The organism is Pseudomonas sp. RT4P38, from assembly GCF_054897765.1.
This window is the reverse complement of sequence record NZ_CM142703.1, coordinates 1,172,392-1,191,358: the sequence shown is the minus strand read 5'-3', so window position 1 is coordinate 1,191,358 and position 18,967 is coordinate 1,172,392. Positions and strand designations below refer to the sequence as shown.

The window sequence follows — 18,967 nt, the reverse complement described above, 5'->3', positions numbered from 1 at the left end:
CTCATGAAGATTGCAGAAATCCTGAAGACGATATTGTTGTTTCGCACGCCCGATCCGGAACGAAATCGAGGAGCACATTCGGTCCACGCCTCCCGCTGGCAACGCTGGTGCAAGGCTGCCATCAATGACGCGCGGGGAACCGGAAAAGGACGGCTCCATATCAGGGTTTTTGCAGCCATCAAACGCGATGTCGCGTTGGCGCTAGTGGCGATCGGCGTACATACCGCAGTGGCTTTTGGCGCCGCAATCACCCTCAAATCACTGCTGACGCAACTCATGCAGGATGACTCGACAGTCATCTCGAACATGACGCAGGGCGCCACCTGCCTGGCGCTGACTTACTGCGCCTGGCTAGCACTCAACCACACGTTTTTTCTGGCAGAACTAGTAGGTGTCGGCAGTCGTTCTTATGTGGAACAACGAGTTTTACTTAAAAGGACTGCTGCACAGAACGGCGCTTTCCCACTCAGCCTGACCACTTTGTTTGACCGCGAAGCGGCACGTGTCGAATCTTCATGGTCAGGGATGGTCACTATCGCCCTGGCGCTTGCAACGGTCATCTTCACGTCTACGTTTTTCTTTTTTGCCTTGGGTGTCAGTGCAATGGCCGCCCTGGCCGTCATCGCCAGCAGTTCACTGACCGTATTCTGGATTGCCCAACGGCTGAGCATGACCTATGAACAGCTATCGTTGAACTCCACTCAGCGCATAGAAATAAGTGCATTCGCTACAAAAAACCGGCGCCAAGCCTGGCTTAAGAACTGGAATGCCGAACTGATTCGCGACTATGCCGCCAAACGAAACCTTGAAGAAGCATCCCTGAAGAAAGCTGCCCGTCTGGTAGCGGCAATCAGCCTGATCTCGACCATGACGCCAATAGCCGCGCTGTTGAGCTCGGCGCTGTTACAACTGGTCTATCTAGGCCATGTCGATACGCCCGGGGTGCTCGCCGCCATCGCACTGATTGGGGGGCTGAGATCGGTCGCCAATAATATTCCGGACATTGTGCAAAGCATCTCTCAAGGGGTTGTCGGCCACCTGCATATAGAGCAATACCTTGATGGCAATGACGCCAGTTCACGTCCTGTCGAAATGCCGACGATGCCCTCCACGACGGCGAGGCATATCGCTATCGTTGGTGCCGCAGGCAGTGGCAAAACGTCCGTATTGAGAAACAGTGCGCAATGTGTCCCTGACACTGACGGCCAGGCGATTTTCATTCCCGACGAGCCGTGGATATTTGCCGGCGGCCTGGGCGAAAACCTGAGCCTTTATCGCAGGGACTTTTCAGATGAGGCGGTGCGCGCCGCCGTCGCCCTCGCCCGCTTGCCCGAGAGTTTTTACATCGATTACCTCAATGAGCGGACCCATGGCGCAACTCCCCACTGGGACGTCTCCAGAGGCCAGGGAAAACGCCTCGAACTGGTCCGCGCATTAGTGGCGCAGCCCGCATCGATCTACATTGATCAACCCACTTCAGGACTGGACGAAACGCTTGCAAAGGGGTTGTTAACGTCACTGCTGCAAGGCCCGTGGCGCGACACTAAAGTAATGTTTGTTACGGACAAACAGGAAGAAGAAGACGCCGCGGAAGAAATCTGGACAGTCTCGGATGGCATCGTCATTAACGTGCAAACCCATCACGCCGCAGCCCGCTCGCAACTTGACGCCACACCTGTTGTGAGCCCCGTTTATGCCATGCCGGCGACAAATGCAGAGTGCTCAACGGAAAACAACCTGCCAGAGCAGCCTCACGTCAGTTCCAGGTCAATGACCAGAAGCCTGGTTGATTTCGGTATTGGCGAAATTACATTGATTGCCTTCGCCCTGCTGGCGGTTAAAGAAGTGTTCACCATTGCCAGCGATTACCTGATAGCCAGCGGTTATCTGACTACACATCTGTACGCGTCCTTGATCGGACTCGCCAGCGTTTTACTGGTGAGTGCCTTCCTGTCGATTACCGGGGCGTTATTCACGGTCAGGAAAAGCATTGAGGCAGCGTCGACACAATGTATTCGCTACTTCTCCAATCTGATGAACCCTGGCCTGGATGAGCGCCTGACTGAAGAAGTAAATCGCGGCAGCCAAAACAAGCTGACCTGGGACCAGAGGCGCGTCGATGAAGTGCTTCCAGTCCTGTTGCTGGAAACTGTCAGCGCGGCAACCTTGCTATCCGTAACAACGGGCTACGTCGTACTGAACAACATCTATGTATTGTTTCCGTTCATTCTCATTGGCCTGTGTTACTGGCGGGGCGCAAGACGCTCCGGCGAGTTGTTACAGAGGTCCAATGCCCAGGAAATCGACGCTACCTCGGTGCTGTTTTCACGAGTGCAAGCGCTGAACTGGGACGGCGGCCGATTTGACAGCGCCGCGAATGGCTCAAGTATTCTGAACTGGTTGAGCACCAGCCTGGCTGCTCGGGCCTTCGCCTCTCTGGACAATGCCGCAACGCGTCGCTGGTATAGCTACAAACTGGATTTAATGGGCGTTTTTTTCCTGTCCGGTATCGTTGCGTCAACGATCTACTTTCATACCGCAGGCACAGCCACCATGGCTAACGTACTGGCGGTGAGCCTCTCCTACAGCCTGATTGCGATTTTTGCCCGATTAGGCAGATGCGCTGTTGAACTGCGACAAGTGCTTGACAGTGCCGATCGCCTGGTGGTGTCCAACAACTTCGCGGCGACAGCGCCAAGACGCCAGCCTGCTCGTAAAAATGCCCCGTTGGTGTCGTTTTCAAACGTCACTTTTGTTAACCCGCACAGCGGAACAACGGTGCTTGAACAATTCGACCAATCTTTTCATGAGAATGATGTTGTCGTGATTATGGGAGCCAGTGGCGTTGGCAAATCAACATTTGCCAACCTGGTGGTGGGCAGCCTGCTTCCAAGTCTGGGGCATATATCCACACTGGGTGGCTGTGATGGATATCTGGCCCGACAACATGCCCAAGACGTTCAGTTACTGACCTCCAGCCCTGTATTCAAACCTGGTTTGCTAGTCGAGCACTTTAATAGTCCGTCACGTGAAGAACTCTATCAGCGAGCGGCCTATCTCGGTCTCTCGGACATTGTCGATTGCTTGCCGGAAGGTTTTAACCAGCAGGTGCCATGGAGTGGCGAGATAAATCTGAGCAAGTCGGAACTTCAACGACTCGCGCTGCTTGACCTGACAATCAATACGCCAGCCATTGCCATTCTCGACGAAGCCACCTCGGAGCTAAACAGTGCCGAAGAGTTGAAAATCATCAAAAAAGTCATTACGGCGTTGCCAAAGACCTTATTTTTTATCATTACGCACAATCCTGAACTTTCCACCCTCGGGAACAGAAACTTTAACTTCAATCATGAAAAGCGCCTGGTTGAAAAAACAGCATAACCAACACTCAAACACATCCTCACAAGTAGTTATACAAGGATAGTAAACATGGAGTTGCACGCGCAGCGAGATGCGTTTTGTATCAGTTATGGAGTCTCTAGCCCACAACTACCCTTGAGCGGAATTGCCCACTGGGAAGCAACGCTTAAAGGGACGGTGGATGAACACAGCACCCTGCATGAGGAACAGGCCTATGTGGCGCCCGGTTTTTTTTACTTACCGGTCACCGTGCGACCCGAGCCGCAGTACCTGAAGCAATTGGTACAAGAGGCGTATACCGCCGACTGGCTACTGGTACCGTCCCTGGAAAAGACCACAAGCTCGCTGCGCCAACAATACGAAACAGAAATTATCCCAGTGCCCTTCATGCAAGTCGCGTATCTGCGCGTCGAGGGAAATCTGGACGATTGCCTGCTCACGATCATGGGCAGAAAGCCGTACAAAGAAATGGTACGCCTGACCCGAAGGGCCGAAGATGTGTGCCATACGCATGTGTATCGCCTTAGCGAATTAGATGAAAACAGCGAAGTCCTGAAAGCATTTTCAACGCTGCAGTCGTTCAATGTGGATAAATATCAGCACGTAAGGAACCTCTATTCCCTTGAGGCCATGCAGACGCTTGCACAATCGGCTGAAGGTCCAAAATACTATATAAAAATGAACTACGAAAAATCGAACAACGTGCCAGTCTATGGCTCTCTTAGTTATGCCGACGAACAACACGGTGTCTTCTCCCAGCTGGTACAAGGCCAAGATCGCACTCAGGTTCGGCCGGGACTTAACTTATACGTCAGCGATTACTATCAGCTGTATAAAGTGGCTGACGAGCTTGGATTCAAGATGAGTTGCCTGGGTCGCGGCGCCATCGGTATTAAAAAACGCATGGGGTCCAACCTGGTGGTCGACCTGGAAAACTGGTTAATCCCGATCAGAACGATCCAGCAAAAACAGATGCATGAGTTTTCAACCAAGAGAGACAGCTAACAAGGAGTTTTTTCATGTCTTTTTTTGATATTAACAAGCAACTAAATAGCCAACATATGATAGAGAATGGCATCTCCATCATGGACTATCCGACGTCGACCTTTGATCTAGCGGGCACCCTTCAGCAAACGCTGGTCAGTCGCTACAATCTCAGGAGTGACTTCCCGCTAAATAAGATACATGAATGCCTCAATCGGGAAGAAATCAGTAAACACCTTGAAGATTCCGGCCATTGGCATGACCCGCTACAAACACTCGGGGCGCCGATGATCAAGGCATACTACCAACTTGTTCACTGGCTTAGCCAACACATGGGTTTTGATTTTGTGTTCGAACATAACCCCTTGGTCCGCTACCACATTCCCTCAAAACTGGATGATCGATACAGACTGCCGGACGGTGAATTATTCACTCACCATTCGGACACCTTGCTGGGCGATTACTTCCAGCAAATAAACATGTGGCTGCCATTCTGCGATGTGAAAGATACCGCGGCACTCAGCGTTTGCTCGAAGCACACCAGCATCGCCACCCTCAAGGCATTTGCCAGAGATCAGGATTACAACTACGACCAATACAAAGAAAGCCGGGTCGCTTTTTTCGATTATGCCAAGCAGCGTCCACAACTAATGGCCGATCTTCGCACGGATGCCATGCCGACCAACCTTCGTTATGGCCAGTGCCTGATGTTCGATCCTCGGGTTCTGCACGGGACCGCCGAGAACACAGAGAACATGACACGCGTCAGCATGGACTTCAGGATCGTCCCCGTGGACGACTACGAGACCATCATCAAGGAACTTGAGCACCATGGTGGGCGCCCGAATAGTTACGAAGGCGAAGGCTTGATCAAAGGGGAGTTCTACAACGCTCTGACCGCACGTGAAGTCGTCAATCACTGACACCCTCGTCACCCTAAAACAATTTCAATCATCAACCAGGGAATGGATCATGACTACGGCAATCGCGTGGCTGGACGGCCAATATCTCCAGACTGATCAGATAACTTTGTCGCCAGTCACTCACTCGCTTTCTTATGCTTCCTCTGTCTACGAGGGCATGCGCAGTTATGGCGCAAAGATTTTCAAATGCGAGGAACACCTGCAACGACTGCAACAGTCGGCGCATTTGTTTAAACACGAATTGCAGTACAGCAACGCCATGCTGACCGACGCCTGTAACGAACTGCTGGCGCGAAACGGGTTTGTAGACGCGTACATTAAAATCATCGTGTTCTATGACGACGCCGACGTCAGTTTCATGGGTCGCGGTTGTCGCAGCAAAGTGGTGATATTTGTCCTGCCATTCGCCCCAAAGTCCGCAACCACGCCTTACAGACTGACGATGGCTAAATGGCGCCGAGCACCGGCTCACTGTCACCCCTATCAGGCAAAAACCTCGTCCACCTACGCACTCAGCTTTTTGAGCTTCGGTGACAAGGGTGAAGCCTTTGATGATGTGCTGTTTCTTTCGACGACTGACACCGTCTGCGAGTCGAGCGGCTCAAACATCTTCTTTGTGAAAGGAAATCAACTCATTACACCGACCACCGAAATGGCCCTGGCAGGAATTACCCGCCGCGTAATCATTGACGAACTGTCCCCCACACTGGATTTGCAAGTTGTGCAGCGCGACATTTCAAGCTCAGAACTGAGCCAGTTTGACGGAGCCTTTTTATGCGGCACAGCTATGGAGATTACTGACGTCAGCCGCATTGATGATGTGATTTATGAAAAGAATCCATGGGTTGGGTTGCTGGCAGCGCAATACAAAAAAAATGTGATGCGCGCATCGCACTGACCGAATTGGGGAGCATGCTCCCCTTTTGCGTGGCTGCCGCTTGCTACAGACGGTTCGCATGTATGCCCGAACTCAGGACGAGTCCCCCTCAAAAAACGACATTTCCGCGCAACCGGTCAACAACGCTACTCTCAGGGGTAAACCGCTACCCACATCCCACAGAGACTCCATGGAAAGAACCACCGTCAAACCACTCCTGCTCGCCCTCGCACTAGCCGCCATCACCCCACTCGCCCAAGCGGCCACGACATTGGTCTACTGCTCCGAAGCCAGCCCCGCCGGCTTCGACCCCAGCCAATACACCAGCGGCACCGACTTCGACGCCTCCGCCGAAACCGTCTTCAACCGCCTCACCCAATTCAAACGCGGCGGCACCGAAGTCGAACCCGGTCTGGCAACAAAATGGGAAGTGTCCACGGACGGTCTCACCTACACCTTCCACCTGCGCGACGGCGTGAAATTCCACACCACCGATTACTTCACCCCTACCCGGGACTTCAACGCTCGACGACGTGCTGTTCACCTTCCAGCGCCTGCTCGATCCGGAAAACGCGTTCCGCAAAGCCTACCCCGCCGAATCGCCCTACTTCACCGACATGGACCTGAACAAAACGATCAAGAGCGTCGACAAAATCGACGACCACACCGTGCGCTTCAGCCTGAACAACATCGACGCCGCCTTCATTCAGAACCTGGCCATGAGCTTCGACTCGGTGCGATCCGCAGAGTACGGCGCGCAGCTGTTAAAAGAAGGCAAAGCGGCAGACATTAACCAGAAGCCCGTCGGCACCGGCCCGTTCGTGTTCAAGCGCTATCGAAAGGACTCGCAGATCCGCTACGCCGCCAACAAGGCCTACTGGAAACCCGATGACGTAAAACTCGACAACCTGATTTTCTCGATCACCCCGGACGCCGCCGTTCGCTTGCAGAAACTCAAGGCAGGCGAATGCCAGGTCAGCGGCTACCCGCGCCCGGCAGACATCGAAGTCATGGAGAAAGACTCGAATCTCACCGTACTCAAGTAAGCCGGCTTCAACCTCGGTTTCCTCGCCTACAACGTGACCCATCCGCCACTGGACCGGCTCCAGGTCCGCCAGGCCCTGGACATGGCCATCGACAAACCCGCGATCATCAAAGCCGTCTACCAAAGTGCCGGCCAACTGGCGCAGAACGCCCTGCCTCCCGCTCAATGGTCCTATGACCCGAGCATCAAGGACGCACCCCACGACCCGACGAAAGCCAAGGCGCTACTGAAAGAAGCAGGGGTTGCACCCGGTACCACTATTAATTTGTGGGCGATGACCGTGCAGCGCGCATCGAACCCCAACGCACGAATGTCGGCACAGATGATCCAGCAGGATTGGGAGAAAGTCGGGATCAAGGCCAACATCGTCAGCTATGAGTGGGGCGAGTACATCAAGCGCGCCAAGAACGGCGAACACGACGCGATGATTTATGGCTGGACCGGCGACAACGGTGACCCGGATAACTGGCTCGGCGTGCTCTATAGCTGCGCCGCGGTGAAAGGTAGCAACTACGCCAAGTGGTGCGACCCGGCGTACGACAAATTGATTCAGCAGGCCAAAGTGTCCACTGACAAACAGCAACGGATCAATTTGTACCAACAGGCACAACAAATCCTTAAGCAACAAGTACCTATCACACCGATTGCGAACTCGACGGTATTCCAGCCGCTGCGCAAGGAAGTCACCGACTTCAAGATCAGCCCGTTCGGCCTCACACCCTTCTATGGTGTGGGTATAAATAAGTAACACCTCGCTCCAACCGGGTGCGCCAGGCGCCCCGGTCGCCCTCTGTCGGTGCGCGATTTGCACCGAAAAAAACCTGCGCAAACGGTCAAATGCGCAGGTATTTATACATATGCGACATTAAGGTACGTTCGTACCACTGTTTAAGGCTTGTTGCCACTCAGGATCTTGCAATGGGTATGGCCCCTGCATAAGTATCGGCAGGCACGACTCACGAGGTCGTCCTCTAATTCCAAAAATGACAACAAATCATGAGGCCACCATGCTTAAACACGCGGTCATTCCGTTTTTAGTCGGCGCAAGTTTGTTAGCTAGCGCACCTTTCGCCCAAGCGGCGACTAACCTGGTGTTTTGCTCCGAAGGGAGCCCGGCCGGTTTTGATCCTGGTCAGTACACCACCGGAACCGACTTCGACGCCTCTGCAGAAACCATGTTCAACCGTTTGACTCAGTTCGAACGTGGCGGCACCGCTGTCATTCCCGGTCTGGCGACCAAGTGGGACATCTCCGATGACGGCCTGAGTTACACCTTCCACCTGCGCGAAGGCGTCAAGTTCCACACCACCCCGTTCTTCAAGCCGACTCGTGAGTTCAACGCCGACGACGTTCTGTTTACCTTCAATCGCATGATTGACAAGAACGACCCGTTCCGTAAGGCGTACCCGACCGAATTCCCGTACTTCACCGACATGGGGATGGACACCAACATCACCAAGATCGATAAAGTCGACGACCACACCGTCAAGTTCACCCTCAAAGAAGTTGATGCCGCGTTCATCCAGAACATGGCCATGAGTTTCGCCTCGGTCCAGTCCGCCGAGTACGCTGCCCAGCTGCTCAAGGAAGGCAAAGCCGCCGACATCAACCAGAAGCCGATCGGTACTGGCCCGTTTGTGTTCAAGAGCTACCAGAAAGACTCCAACATCCGCTACACCGGGAACAAGGATTACTGGAAGCCTGAAGACGTCAAGATCGACAACCTGATCTTCGCCATCACCACCGACCCGTCGGTACGTATTCAGAAGCTGAAAAAGAACGAGTGCCAGATCACTCTGTTCCCACGTCCGGCCGACCTGAAGGCGCTGAAGGAAGACAAAACCCTGAAAATGCCTGACCAGGCCGGTTTCAACCTGGGCTACATCGCCTACAACGTGATGGACAAGGTCAAGGGCAGCAACGAGCCAAACCCGTTGGCCAACCTGAAAGTTCGCCAGGCGCTGGACATGGCGGTGAATAAACCGCAGATCATTGACTCGGTTTATCAGGGTGCCGGCCAATTGGCTGTTAATGCCATGCCGCCGACCCAGTGGTCCTACGACACCACCATCAAAGACGCCAAATACGATCCTGAGAAAGCTAAAGAGCTGCTCAAGGAAGCCGGCGTTAAGCCAGGTACCGAAATCGTTCTGTGGGCGATGCCGGTGCAGCGTCCATACAACCCGAACGCCAAGCTGATGGCAGAAATGCTGCAGTCCGATTGGTCCAAGATCGGTCTCAATGTCAAGATCCAGAGCTACGAGTGGGGCGAGTACATCAAGCGCTCCAAAGGCGGCGAAAACCAGGCGATGATCATCGGCTGGAGCGGCGACAATGGTGATCCGGACAACTGGCTCAACGTGTTGTTTGGTTGCGACTCGCTGAGCGGCAACAACTTCTCCAAGTGGTGCGACAAGAAGTTTGACGGCATCGTGAAAGAAGCCAAGCGCACAACCGACCAGGCAAAGCGCACCGAACTGTACAAACAGGCGCAACACGTCCTCAAGGACGCCGTTCCAATGACACCTATCGCTCACTCGACGGTGTACCAACCCATGCGCGCCAACGTGCAGGACTTCAAGATCAGCCCGTTTGGCTTGAACTCCTTCTACGGCGTCAGCGTCAGCAAATAAGGTTTGGCAACGGCGACGTTTTTGACGTCGCCGTTGCTTTATCTGCCGAGAAAGTAGGAAACAACCTACATCCATTTCCGCTAAGTATTACGGCAGCGGTGTCGGACGCGTTGACCTTTCCTACAAGTCTTTAGGACTTTACGCATTTACTGCCAGACCCATCGCTCATACCGTCGGGATCTGACCAGTGCAGGCGTGGGCTCTCGGTTTTTGCTGCACGCCATGGCTTGAGATCAATGAGGCCTCCACGTCCCTGGACGGGACGGCTCATTGTCAAAACACTAAAAATAAAGAGCGAGCGTCATGCGCCATACCTTGGTTTTATCCGCATTGCTGGGCACCGGCCTGCTGGCCGCCACTTCCATTAGCCAGGCCGCCAACAACAGCCTGGTGTTCTGCTCCGAAGGCAGCCCCGCTGGCTTCGACACCGCGCAGTACACGACCGCGACCGATAATGACGCCGCCGAGCCGTTGTACAACCGACTGGCAGAGTTCGAAAAAGGCGCCACCAACGTCGTACCAGGCCTGGCCACTCGCTGGGATATTTCCGAGGACGGCCTCAAGTACACTTTTCACCTACGCGAAGGGGTGAAATTTCACACGACCAAATACTTCACGCCGACCCGTGATTTCAACGCCGATGACGTGCTGTTCACGTTCAATCGCATGCTTGATCCACAGCAACCTTTCCGTAAGGCTTATCCGACCGAGTTCCCGTATTTCAACGGGATGAGCCTGAACAAGAACATCGCCAAGGTCGAGAAGACCGGGCCGCTGACCGTGGTCATGACGCTCAACAGCGTGGACGCCGCGTTCATCCAGAATATCGCCATGAGCTTCGCCGCCATTCTGTCCGCCGAATACGCTGACAAACTGCTGGTCGAGGGCAAACCGAGCGACATCAACCAGAAGCCGATCGGCACCGGGCCGTTCGTGTTCAAGAGCTACCAGAAAGATTCCAACATCCGTTACATCGGCAACAAGCAGTACTGGGACCCGAGCCGGGTCAAGCTCGAGAATCTGATCTTCGCCATCAACACCGATGCCTCGGTGCGCGTGCAGAAGCTCAAGGCCAACGAGTGCCAGATCACCCTGCACCCGCGCCCTGCCGACGTGACCGCGCTGAAGAACGACCCCACACTCAAGCTCATCGAGAAGCCTGGTTTCAACCTCGGCTACATCGCCTACAACGTGCGGCACAAGCCTTTCGATCAACTCGAAGTGCGCCAGGCGCTGGACATGGCGGTGAACAAGCAAGGGATTCTCAACGCCGTCTATCAAGGTGCCGGTCAACTGGCTGTCAACGCCATGCCGCCGACCCAATGGTCCTACGACGAGACCATTAAAGACGCCGCCTACAACCCGGAAAAAGCCAAGGAATTGCTCAAGGCTGCCGGCGTGAAGGAAGGCACTGAAATTACCCTCTGGGCCATGCCGGTCCAACGCCCGTACAACCCCAATGCCAAGTTGATGGCCGAGATGCTTCAGGCTGACTGGGCGAAAATCGGCCTCACGGTCAAGATCGTCAGCTACGAATGGGGCGAATACATCAAGCGCACCAAGAATGGCGAACACGACATCAGCCTGATTGGCTGGACCGGTGACAACGGGGACCCGGACAACTGGCTCGGCACGCTTTACAGCTGCGACGCCATTGGCGGCAACAACTACTCCATGTGGTGTGATCCGGCTTACGACAAGCTGATCAAGCAGGCCAAAGTCGTTACCGACCGCGACCAGCGCACCGTGCTTTACAAACAGGCGCAGCAGTACCTCAAGCAGCAGGTGCCGATTACGCCAGTCGCCCACTCAACGGTTAACCAGCCGTTGAGCGCCAAAATCGAAGGATTCAAGGTGAGTCCTTTCGGTCGTAACGTGTTCTCGGGCGTCAGCATAGAAAAATAACCGATTAGCCAAAAACGCTGGGGGCGGATTCCGCCCTCACGCAAGCGTATTGCCGTAATTCGTCAATCCGGCCGACAGCAAACGTTTGCGGTGCCTTGAATGAGTTCTGAACCAGATAGCCGGATCACCAAAAAAGACCGGCATTAAAAAAAGAAAGAAAGGAGCTTCACCCATGAAACTGAGCAGCACCGCGTTATTGGCCTTGGCCATCAGCAGCGTAACCGCCACGGCTTACGCAGAAACTCAAAGCCAGGACTTCGTTCCGACCCAACTGGCCAGCACCAATTCCCAGTCGGAAGCCAAAGGCTTCATCGATGGCCAGAGCCTGTCGGGTACTACCCGTAACTGGTATGCCAACGAAGACAAACAACGTGACGGTACTTTCAAGTACGAACGCCATGGGGAAACACTGACCGGTTCGCGTCGCATCAACTGGGTTCAGGGCACCATCCTGAACTACACCTCGGGCTTCACCCAAGGCACCGTGGGTTTCAGCACCGAAGTCGCTGCCTACAACGCCATTGCGCTGGATCGCAGCCGCGAAGATATCAAGGGCGGTTCCAACCGTACCCTGGCCCACACCAACGGCGATGCCGTGGATCAGTGGAGCAAACTGGGCCTGGCCAACGTCAAGGCGCGTATCTCCAACACCACCCTGACCGCCGGCCGCATGAACTTCAGCAGCCCGATCGTCGACGTCATCGGCAACCGTCCGTTGCCTTCGAGCTTTGAAGGTGTGGCCATTCACAGCGAAGAGTTCGACAACCTGTCGTTCGACCTCGGCACCTTCGACCGCGTGTCGCCACGTACCGAGCAGAGCCTGTCGAAATTCCGCTCCGAATACACCAACAACGGCGCTGAAACCGATCACGTGAACACGGCAGGCCTGAACTATCAGCCGCTCAAAAGCCTGAAAACCAGCCTGTACGCGACCAACGTCGAAGACTTCTGGAACCAGTACTACTTCGGCGCCACCCACGAGCTGGGTGACAGCCAGATGCTGAGCCTGACCACCGGCCTGAACTACTACAAAACCGTCGACGAAGGCAAAAAGTTGATGGGTGAGATCGACAACGACACCTACTCGCTGTCGCTCGGCCTGACTCACCAGGCCCACAGCCTGACATTCTCGTACCAGGAAGTGAACGGTAACGAGTACTTCGACTACCTGCACGAAACCAACGGCATCTACCTGGCCAACTCCCTGCTGTCGGACTTCAACGGCCCGAACGAGAAGTCCTTCCAGATCGCCTACGGCCTCAACATGGCTGAATACGGCGTACCCGGTCTGAAGTTCAACATCTACCAGGCTCGCGGCTGGGGCATTGACGGTACTCACTACACCGGTACCGCCTACGACGTTCGCAACATGGACGGCGAAAACCACTATGAATACGGCATCGGTACTGCTTACGCCGTGCAGAGCGGTCCACTCAAGGCCACCACTGTTCGTGCGACCTACACCACTCACCGCGCCAGCGATAACCAGGCTGACGGCAGCATCAACGAGTTCCGTCTCGTGACCACCATCCCGTTCAAGATTTTGTAAAAACACTGCCCGACGGCTGACTCATGACGAGTCGGCCGTTTGGTTTTTTCCTGTTCAACCGATTGCAGAGGGTTCTTGATGAAAATGCTTCCCCTACGTGCGGCCATCGCTGCCGCGTTGCTGAGTGTCGCTGTTGGCGTCTCGGCCAAACCCCTGGTGGTTTGCACCGAAGCCAGTCCGGAAGGCTTCGACATGGTCCAGTACACGACTGCAGTCACCGCCGATGCAGTGGCCGAAACCATCTTCAATCGTCTGGCGGACTTCAAGCCTGGTACCACTGAAGTGATTCCGGCACTGGCCGAATCCTGGGACATCAGCGAGGACGGTCTGACCTACACGTTCCACCTGCGCAAAGGCGTCAAGTTTCACACCACCGAATACTTCAAGCCGACGCGCGACATGAACGCCGACGACGTGGTCTGGAGCTTCCAGCGTCAGATGGACCCGAAACACCCGTGGCACAACAAGTCGAGCGTGGGCTTCCCGTACTTTGAAAGCATGGGCTTCAAAGAACTGCTCAAAAGTGTCGAGAAGATCGACGACAACACGGTCACGTTCACCCTGACCCGCCGCGAAGCGCCGTTCCTGGCCGACATCGCCATGGCCTTCTCCTCGATCTACTCCGCCGAGTATGCCGACCAGCTGCTCAAGGCCGACAAGACCGGCGACCTGAACAACAAGCCTGTCGGCACCGGCCCGTTCATCTTCCAGCGTTACAACAAGGACGCTCAAGTCCGATTCAAGGCCAACCCGGATTACTTCCGTGGCAAGCCACCGGCCGATTCGCTGATCCTGGCCATCGCCACAGACAACAACGTGCGTCTGCAAAAACTGAAAGCCAACGAGTGCCAGATTGCGCTGTATCCGAAACCGGATGACATCCCGAGCATCAAGAAAGACGCCAAACTGAGTGTTGATGAGCTGAACGCGATGACCGTCTCGTACATCGCCATGAACACCTCGCACAAGTACATGAGTGATGTGCGCGTACGTAAAGCCATCGACATCGCCTTCGACAAGGCCGCGTACGTCAACGCGCTGTTCGGCAAAGGCAATGCGACCGTGGCGGTCAATCCGTACCCGGACACCCTGCTGGGCTACAACCACGACCTGAAGAATCCGCCACGTGATCTGGACAAGGCTCGCGCCTTGCTCAAGGAAGCCGGCGTACCGGAAGGCACCACGTTCACCCTGTTTACCCGTAACGGTGGCGGTCCAACCAACCCGAACCCGATGCTCGGCGCACAGATGATGCAGGCCGACTTGGCCAAGGTCGGGATCAATGTCGATATTCGCGTCATGGAATGGGGCGAAATGCTCAAACGCGCGAAAAACGGCGAGCACGACATGGTGTCTGCCGGATGGGCGGGCGATAACGGCGATCCGGATAACTTCCTGACGCCTATGCTCAGTTGCGAGGCGGCCAAAAACGGCGAAAACTACGCGCGCTGGTGCAATGAGAAGTTCCAGGCGCTGATCGATGAAGCCCGGGCTAAAGTGAACCCGGCGGAACGCGCAGCGCTCTATGAGCAAGCCCAGGAAGTTTTCAATCAGGACCAGCCATGGATCAGCATGGCGCACACCCGTATGTTCACCGCAATGCGCAACAACGTAGAGGGCTATCACATTAGCCCGCTCACCACTAATAACTTCGCCACCACCCAGGTGAAGTAGATAAGAAACTACCGGCATTCCTGACCCAGGAATGCCGGGCACGCCTAACCGGCTGATGAGGTACACCACAAGATGTTTAGTTTTATTGCCCGCCGATTGGGGTTATTGATCCCCACATTCTTCGGCATCACCTTGCTGACTTTCGCGTTGATTCGCATGATTCCAGGCGACCCCGTGGAAGTGATGATGGGCGAACGTCGCGTCGACCCCGAAATGCATGCTCAGGCAATGGAACGCCTGGGGCTGAACAAACCCTTGTATGCCCAATACCTGGATTACGTTGGCAAACTGGCCCACGGCGATCTCGGCGAATCCCTGCGTACCCGTGAAAGCGTCTGGACCGAATTCACTTCTCTATTCCCCGCGACCCTGGAACTGTCCATGGCCGCCCTGTTGTTCGCCGGCATCCTGGGCCTTCTGGCCGGGGTGATCGCGGCACTCAAGCGAGGATCCCTGTTCGACCACGGGGTGATGGGCATCTCCCTGGCGGGATATTCGATGCCGATCTTCTGGTGGGGCCTGATCCTGATCATGTTCTTCTCGGTATCGCTGGGCTGGACCCCGGTGTCCGGGCGGATCGACCTGCTCTATGACATCGAGCCGCGGACCGGCTTCATGCTCATCGACACGCTGCTGGCCGATGACGTCGGTGCGTTCTTCGATGCGCTGCACCACCTGATCCTGCCGGCCATTGTGCTTGGCACCATCCCGCTGGCGGTGATTGCGCGGATGACCCGCTCTTCGATGCTAGAAGTGCTGCGTGAAGACTACATTCGTACCGCCCGCGCCAAAGGCCTGTCGCCGTCGCGCGTGGTGTTCGTTCACGGCCTGCGCAACGCGCTGATTCCGGTACTGACCGTGGTCGGCCTGCAAGTCGGCACATTGCTGGCCGGTGCGGTCCTGACCGAAACCATCTTCTCCTGGCCCGGCATCGGCAAATGGCTGATCGAAGCCATTGGCGCACGGGATTATCCCGTGGTGCAGAACGGCATCCTGCTAATCGCCTGCCTGGTGATTCTGGTCAACTTCGTGGTGGACATCCTCTACGGCTTTGCCAACCCACGCATTCGTCATCAGCGCTGAGATCATCATGACCATGACCACTTCAATTCCATCGGTAGCAGTCGATCAAAGCCTGCTGTACCCGTCCCCGTACAAAGAATTCTGGCAAGCGTTCTCCAAGAACAAAGGCGCCGTCGCCGGCCTGATGTTCATGCTGCTGGTGATTTTCTGCGCACTGTTCGCCCCTTGGGTGGCACCGCATAACCCGAGCGAGCAATACCGCGACTTCCTGCTGACCCCGCCGTCCTGGCTGGAAGGTGGGCAAATCCAGTTCCTGCTCGGCACCGATGAACTGGGTCGCGACCTGCTGTCGCGTCTGATCCACGGTTCGCGCCTGTCCCTGCTGATCGGCTTGTCGTCGGTGGTGATGTCGCTGATTCCAGGGATCCTTTTGGGTCTGTTCGCCGGGTTCTACCCGCGCTTGCTCGGCCCGACCATCATGCGTCTGATGGACATCATGCTGGCCCTGCCGTCCCTGCTGCTGGCGGTGGCGATTGTCGCCATCCTCGGCCCTGGCCTGATCAACACCATTATTGCCATCGCCGTGGTGTCCCTGCCGTCCTATGTTCGTCTGACCCGCGCTGCGGTGATGGGCGAACTGAACCGCGACTACGTGACCGCTGCGCGCCTGGCCGGCGCCACGCTGCCACGCCTGATGTTCATCACCGTGCTGCCTAACTGCATGGCACCGCTGATCGTTCAGGCGACCTTGAGTTTCTCCTCGGCGATTCTCGATGCCGCGGCACTGGGCTTCCTCGGCCTTGGCGTGCAACCGCCAACCCCTGAGTGGGGCACCATGCTGGCTTCGGCTCGCGACTACATCGAACGCGCCTGGTGGGTCGTCAGTCTGCCTGGTTTGACCATTTTGCTCAGCGTGCTGGCAATCAACTTGATGGGCGACGGCCTGCGCGATGCGCTGGACCCGAAACTCAAGAACGCCGCCTGAGGAGATTCAAATGTCACTGTTAGAAATCAAGAATCTCAACGTTCGCTTCGGCGACAAGAACGCCGTACCGGTGGTCGACGGTCTCGACATTACCGTGGACAAGGGCGAAGTTCTGGCCATCGTTGGCGAATCGGGTTCCGGCAAGTCCGTGACCATGATGGCGCTGATGGGCCTGATCGAACATCCGGGGATCGTCACCGCCGACGCGCTGAATTTCGACGGCAAGGACATGCTCAAGCTCAGCAACCGTCAGCGTCGCAAAATCGTCGGCAAAGACCTGGCCATGGTCTTCCAGGACCCGATGACCGCGCTGAACCCGAGCTACACCGTCGGTTTCCAGATCGAAGAAGTGCTGCGCCTGCACCTGAAAATGTCTGGCAAGCAAGCCCGCGCACGCGCCATCGAACTGCTGGAAAAAGTTGAAATCCCGGGCGCCGCCAGCCGTATGAATGCTTACCCGCATCAACTGTCCGGTGGTATGAGCCAGCGCGTTGCGATCGCCATGGCGATTGCCGGCGAACCGAAACTGCTGATCGCCGACGAACCGACCACGGCACTGGACGTAACGATTCAGGCGCAAATCATGGACCTGCTGTTGGCGCTGCAGAAAGAGCAGAACATGGGCCTGGTGCTGATCACTCACGACCTCGCGGTCGTGGCCGAAACCGCTCAGCGTGTGTGCGTGATGTACGCCGGCCAAGCGGTGGAAGTGGGCCAGGTGCCTCAGCTGTTCGACATTCCGGCGCACCCGTACAGCGAAGCGCTGCTCAAGGCGATTCCGGAACACAGCCTGGGCGCCACGCGCCTGGCCACGCTGCCGGGCATCGTTCCCGGTCGTTATGACCGTCCGCAGGGTTGCCTGCTGTCGCCGCGCTGCCCGTACGTGCAGGACAACTGCCGCGTGCAGCGTCCGACCCTTGACCCGAAAAGCAACAGCCTCGCCCGCTGCTTCTACCCGCTGAATCAGGAGGTGGCGTAATGGCCGTCGTACTTACCGCCCGCGACCTGACCCGTCACTACGAAGTGTCCCGTGGCCTGTTCAAGGGCCATGCGACCGTTCGCGCCTTGAACGGTGTGTCGTTTGAACTGGAAGCCGGCAAGACCCTCGCTGTCGTCGGCGAATCGGGCTGCGGCAAATCCACCCTGGCCCGCGCCCTGACGCTGATTGAAGAGCCGTCCTCCGGTTCCTTGAAAATCGCCGGACAAGAAGTCACCGGCGCGAACAAGGCTGAACGCAAGCAACTGCGCAAAGACGTGCAGATGGTGTTCCAGAGCCCTTACGCGTCGTTGAACCCACGGCAAAAAGTCGGTGATCAACTGGCTGAGCCGCTGCTGATCAACACCAACCTGTCGGCTTCCGAACGTCGCGAGAAAGTTCAGGCGATGATGAAGCAGGTGGGCTTGCGTCCCGAGCACTACCAACGTTATCCGCACATGTTCTCCGGCGGTCAGCGCCAGCGGATCGCCCTGGCCCGCGCGATGATGTTGCAGCCTAAAGTGCTGGTCGCGGATGAACCGACTTCGGCGCTGGACGTGTCCATTCAGGCACAGGTGCTGAACCTGTTCATGGACTTGCAGCAAGAGTTCAACACCGCTTACGTGTTCATCTCCCATAACCTGGCGGTGGTGCAACACGTCGCCGATGACGTGATGGTGATGTACCTCGGTCGCCCGGTAGAAATGGGTCCGAAGAACGACATCTACGAGCGTCCTCTGCACCCGTACACCCAGGCGTTGCTGTCGGCGACGCCGACCATTCACCCGGACCCGAACAAGCCGAAAATCAAGATCGTCGGCGAGTTGCCCAACCCGCTGAACCCGCCATCCGGTTGCGCGTTCCACAAGCGCTGCCCGTACGCGACCGAGCGCTGCAGCACCGAAGAGCCGGCCTTGCGCCTGCTCGACAGCCGCCAGGTGGCTTGCCACTACGCCGAGCAATTCCTCGACGGCGCGGCATAAAAAAGCGCGCCCCGATCACCGGGGCGCGCTTTTATGAGTTGAAAAAACTC

General features: G+C 56.2%; 12 protein-coding genes and 1 pseudogene. All 13 read left to right on the top strand.

Translation table 11 applies throughout. From position 1 onward, the window contains the following. The first annotated feature begins 3 nt into the window (after positions 1–3). The gene (locus ACYZT7_RS05445) at positions 4–3,381 is read left to right on the top strand and encodes an ATP-binding cassette domain-containing protein (RefSeq protein WP_462040248.1); all 3,378 of its coding nucleotides are present in this window, start codon (positions 4–6) and stop codon (positions 3,379–3,381) included. 48 nt (positions 3,382–3,429) lie between these two features. Then, positions 3,430–4,365, top strand: coding sequence for a hypothetical protein (locus ACYZT7_RS05440; protein WP_462040247.1), 936 nt, complete (start codon positions 3,430–3,432; stop codon positions 4,363–4,365). Positions 4,366–4,379: 14 nt separating this feature from the next. Further along, positions 4,380–5,267, top strand: coding sequence for a phytanoyl-CoA dioxygenase family protein (locus ACYZT7_RS05435; RefSeq protein ID WP_462040246.1), 888 nt, complete (start codon positions 4,380–4,382; stop codon positions 5,265–5,267). Between the two features lie 49 nt (positions 5,268–5,316). Next, the gene (locus ACYZT7_RS05430; protein WP_462040245.1) at positions 5,317–6,165 is read left to right on the top strand and encodes an aminotransferase class IV; all 849 of its coding nucleotides are present in this window, start codon (positions 5,317–5,319) and stop codon (positions 6,163–6,165) included. Positions 6,166–6,334: 169 nt separating this feature from the next. Next, a pseudogene (locus ACYZT7_RS05425) lies at positions 6,335–7,937 on the top strand (ABC transporter substrate-binding protein). A gap of 259 nt (positions 7,938–8,196) precedes the next feature. Then, positions 8,197–9,822: an ABC transporter substrate-binding protein gene (locus tag ACYZT7_RS05420; RefSeq protein ID WP_462040244.1), complete on the top strand. Its 1,626-nt coding sequence runs from the start codon at positions 8,197–8,199 to the stop codon at positions 9,820–9,822. 303 nt (positions 9,823–10,125) lie between these two features. Further along, positions 10,126–11,727, top strand: coding sequence for an ABC transporter substrate-binding protein (locus ACYZT7_RS05415; RefSeq protein WP_462040243.1), 1,602 nt, complete (start codon positions 10,126–10,128; stop codon positions 11,725–11,727). A 172-nt stretch (positions 11,728–11,899) separates the two neighbouring features. Then, the gene (locus ACYZT7_RS05410; protein ID WP_462040242.1) at positions 11,900–13,276 is read left to right on the top strand and encodes an OprD family porin; all 1,377 of its coding nucleotides are present in this window, start codon (positions 11,900–11,902) and stop codon (positions 13,274–13,276) included. 78 nt (positions 13,277–13,354) lie between these two features. After that, a complete protein-coding gene (locus ACYZT7_RS05405; RefSeq protein ID WP_462040241.1) occupies positions 13,355–14,950 on the top strand; it encodes an ABC transporter substrate-binding protein in 1,596 nt (531 codons plus the stop codon). A 72-nt stretch (positions 14,951–15,022) separates the two neighbouring features. Continuing rightward, positions 15,023–16,033, top strand: a complete 1,011-nt coding sequence (locus ACYZT7_RS05400) for an ABC transporter permease subunit (protein WP_282375033.1) — start codon at positions 15,023–15,025, stop codon at positions 16,031–16,033. Positions 16,034–16,046: 13 nt separating this feature from the next. Further along, complete coding sequence (locus ACYZT7_RS05395; protein WP_282375325.1) at positions 16,047–16,958, top strand: ABC transporter permease subunit; 912 nt, start codon at positions 16,047–16,049, stop codon at positions 16,956–16,958. A 10-nt stretch (positions 16,959–16,968) separates the two neighbouring features. Then, positions 16,969–17,937, top strand: a complete 969-nt coding sequence (locus ACYZT7_RS05390) for an ABC transporter ATP-binding protein (RefSeq protein WP_462040240.1) — start codon at positions 16,969–16,971, stop codon at positions 17,935–17,937. Beyond that, positions 17,937–18,917, top strand: a complete 981-nt coding sequence (locus ACYZT7_RS05385; protein WP_462040239.1) for a peptide ABC transporter ATP-binding protein — start codon at positions 17,937–17,939, stop codon at positions 18,915–18,917. Before ACYZT7_RS05390 ends, ACYZT7_RS05385 begins: the two co-directional genes overlap by 1 nt. Positions 18,918–18,967 lie beyond the last annotated feature (50 nt).

Excerpts from the sequence above, each read along its gene's own strand:
- ACYZT7_RS05400 (WP_282375033.1), top strand. The coding sequence starts at position 15,023 with ATGTTTAGTTTTATTGCCCGCCGATTGGGGTTATTGATCCCCACATTC.
- ACYZT7_RS05445 (WP_462040248.1), top strand. The coding sequence starts at position 4 with ATGAAGATTGCAGAAATCCTGAAGACGATATTGTTGTTTCGCACGCCC.
- ACYZT7_RS05395 (WP_282375325.1), top strand. The coding sequence starts at position 16,047 with ATGACCACTTCAATTCCATCGGTAGCAGTCGATCAAAGCCTGCTGTAC.
- ACYZT7_RS05440 (WP_462040247.1), top strand. The coding sequence starts at position 3,430 with ATGGAGTTGCACGCGCAGCGAGATGCGTTTTGTATCAGTTATGGAGTC.
- ACYZT7_RS05385 (WP_462040239.1), top strand. The coding sequence starts at position 17,937 with ATGGCCGTCGTACTTACCGCCCGCGACCTGACCCGTCACTACGAAGTG.
- ACYZT7_RS05430 (WP_462040245.1), top strand. The coding sequence starts at position 5,317 with ATGACTACGGCAATCGCGTGGCTGGACGGCCAATATCTCCAGACTGAT.
- ACYZT7_RS05420 (WP_462040244.1), top strand. The coding sequence starts at position 8,197 with ATGCTTAAACACGCGGTCATTCCGTTTTTAGTCGGCGCAAGTTTGTTA.
- ACYZT7_RS05435 (WP_462040246.1), top strand. The coding sequence starts at position 4,380 with ATGTCTTTTTTTGATATTAACAAGCAACTAAATAGCCAACATATGATA.
- ACYZT7_RS05390 (WP_462040240.1), top strand. The coding sequence starts at position 16,969 with ATGTCACTGTTAGAAATCAAGAATCTCAACGTTCGCTTCGGCGACAAG.
- ACYZT7_RS05405 (WP_462040241.1), top strand. The coding sequence starts at position 13,355 with ATGAAAATGCTTCCCCTACGTGCGGCCATCGCTGCCGCGTTGCTGAGT.
- ACYZT7_RS05410 (WP_462040242.1), top strand. The coding sequence starts at position 11,900 with ATGAAACTGAGCAGCACCGCGTTATTGGCCTTGGCCATCAGCAGCGTA.
- ACYZT7_RS05415 (WP_462040243.1), top strand. The coding sequence starts at position 10,126 with ATGCGCCATACCTTGGTTTTATCCGCATTGCTGGGCACCGGCCTGCTG.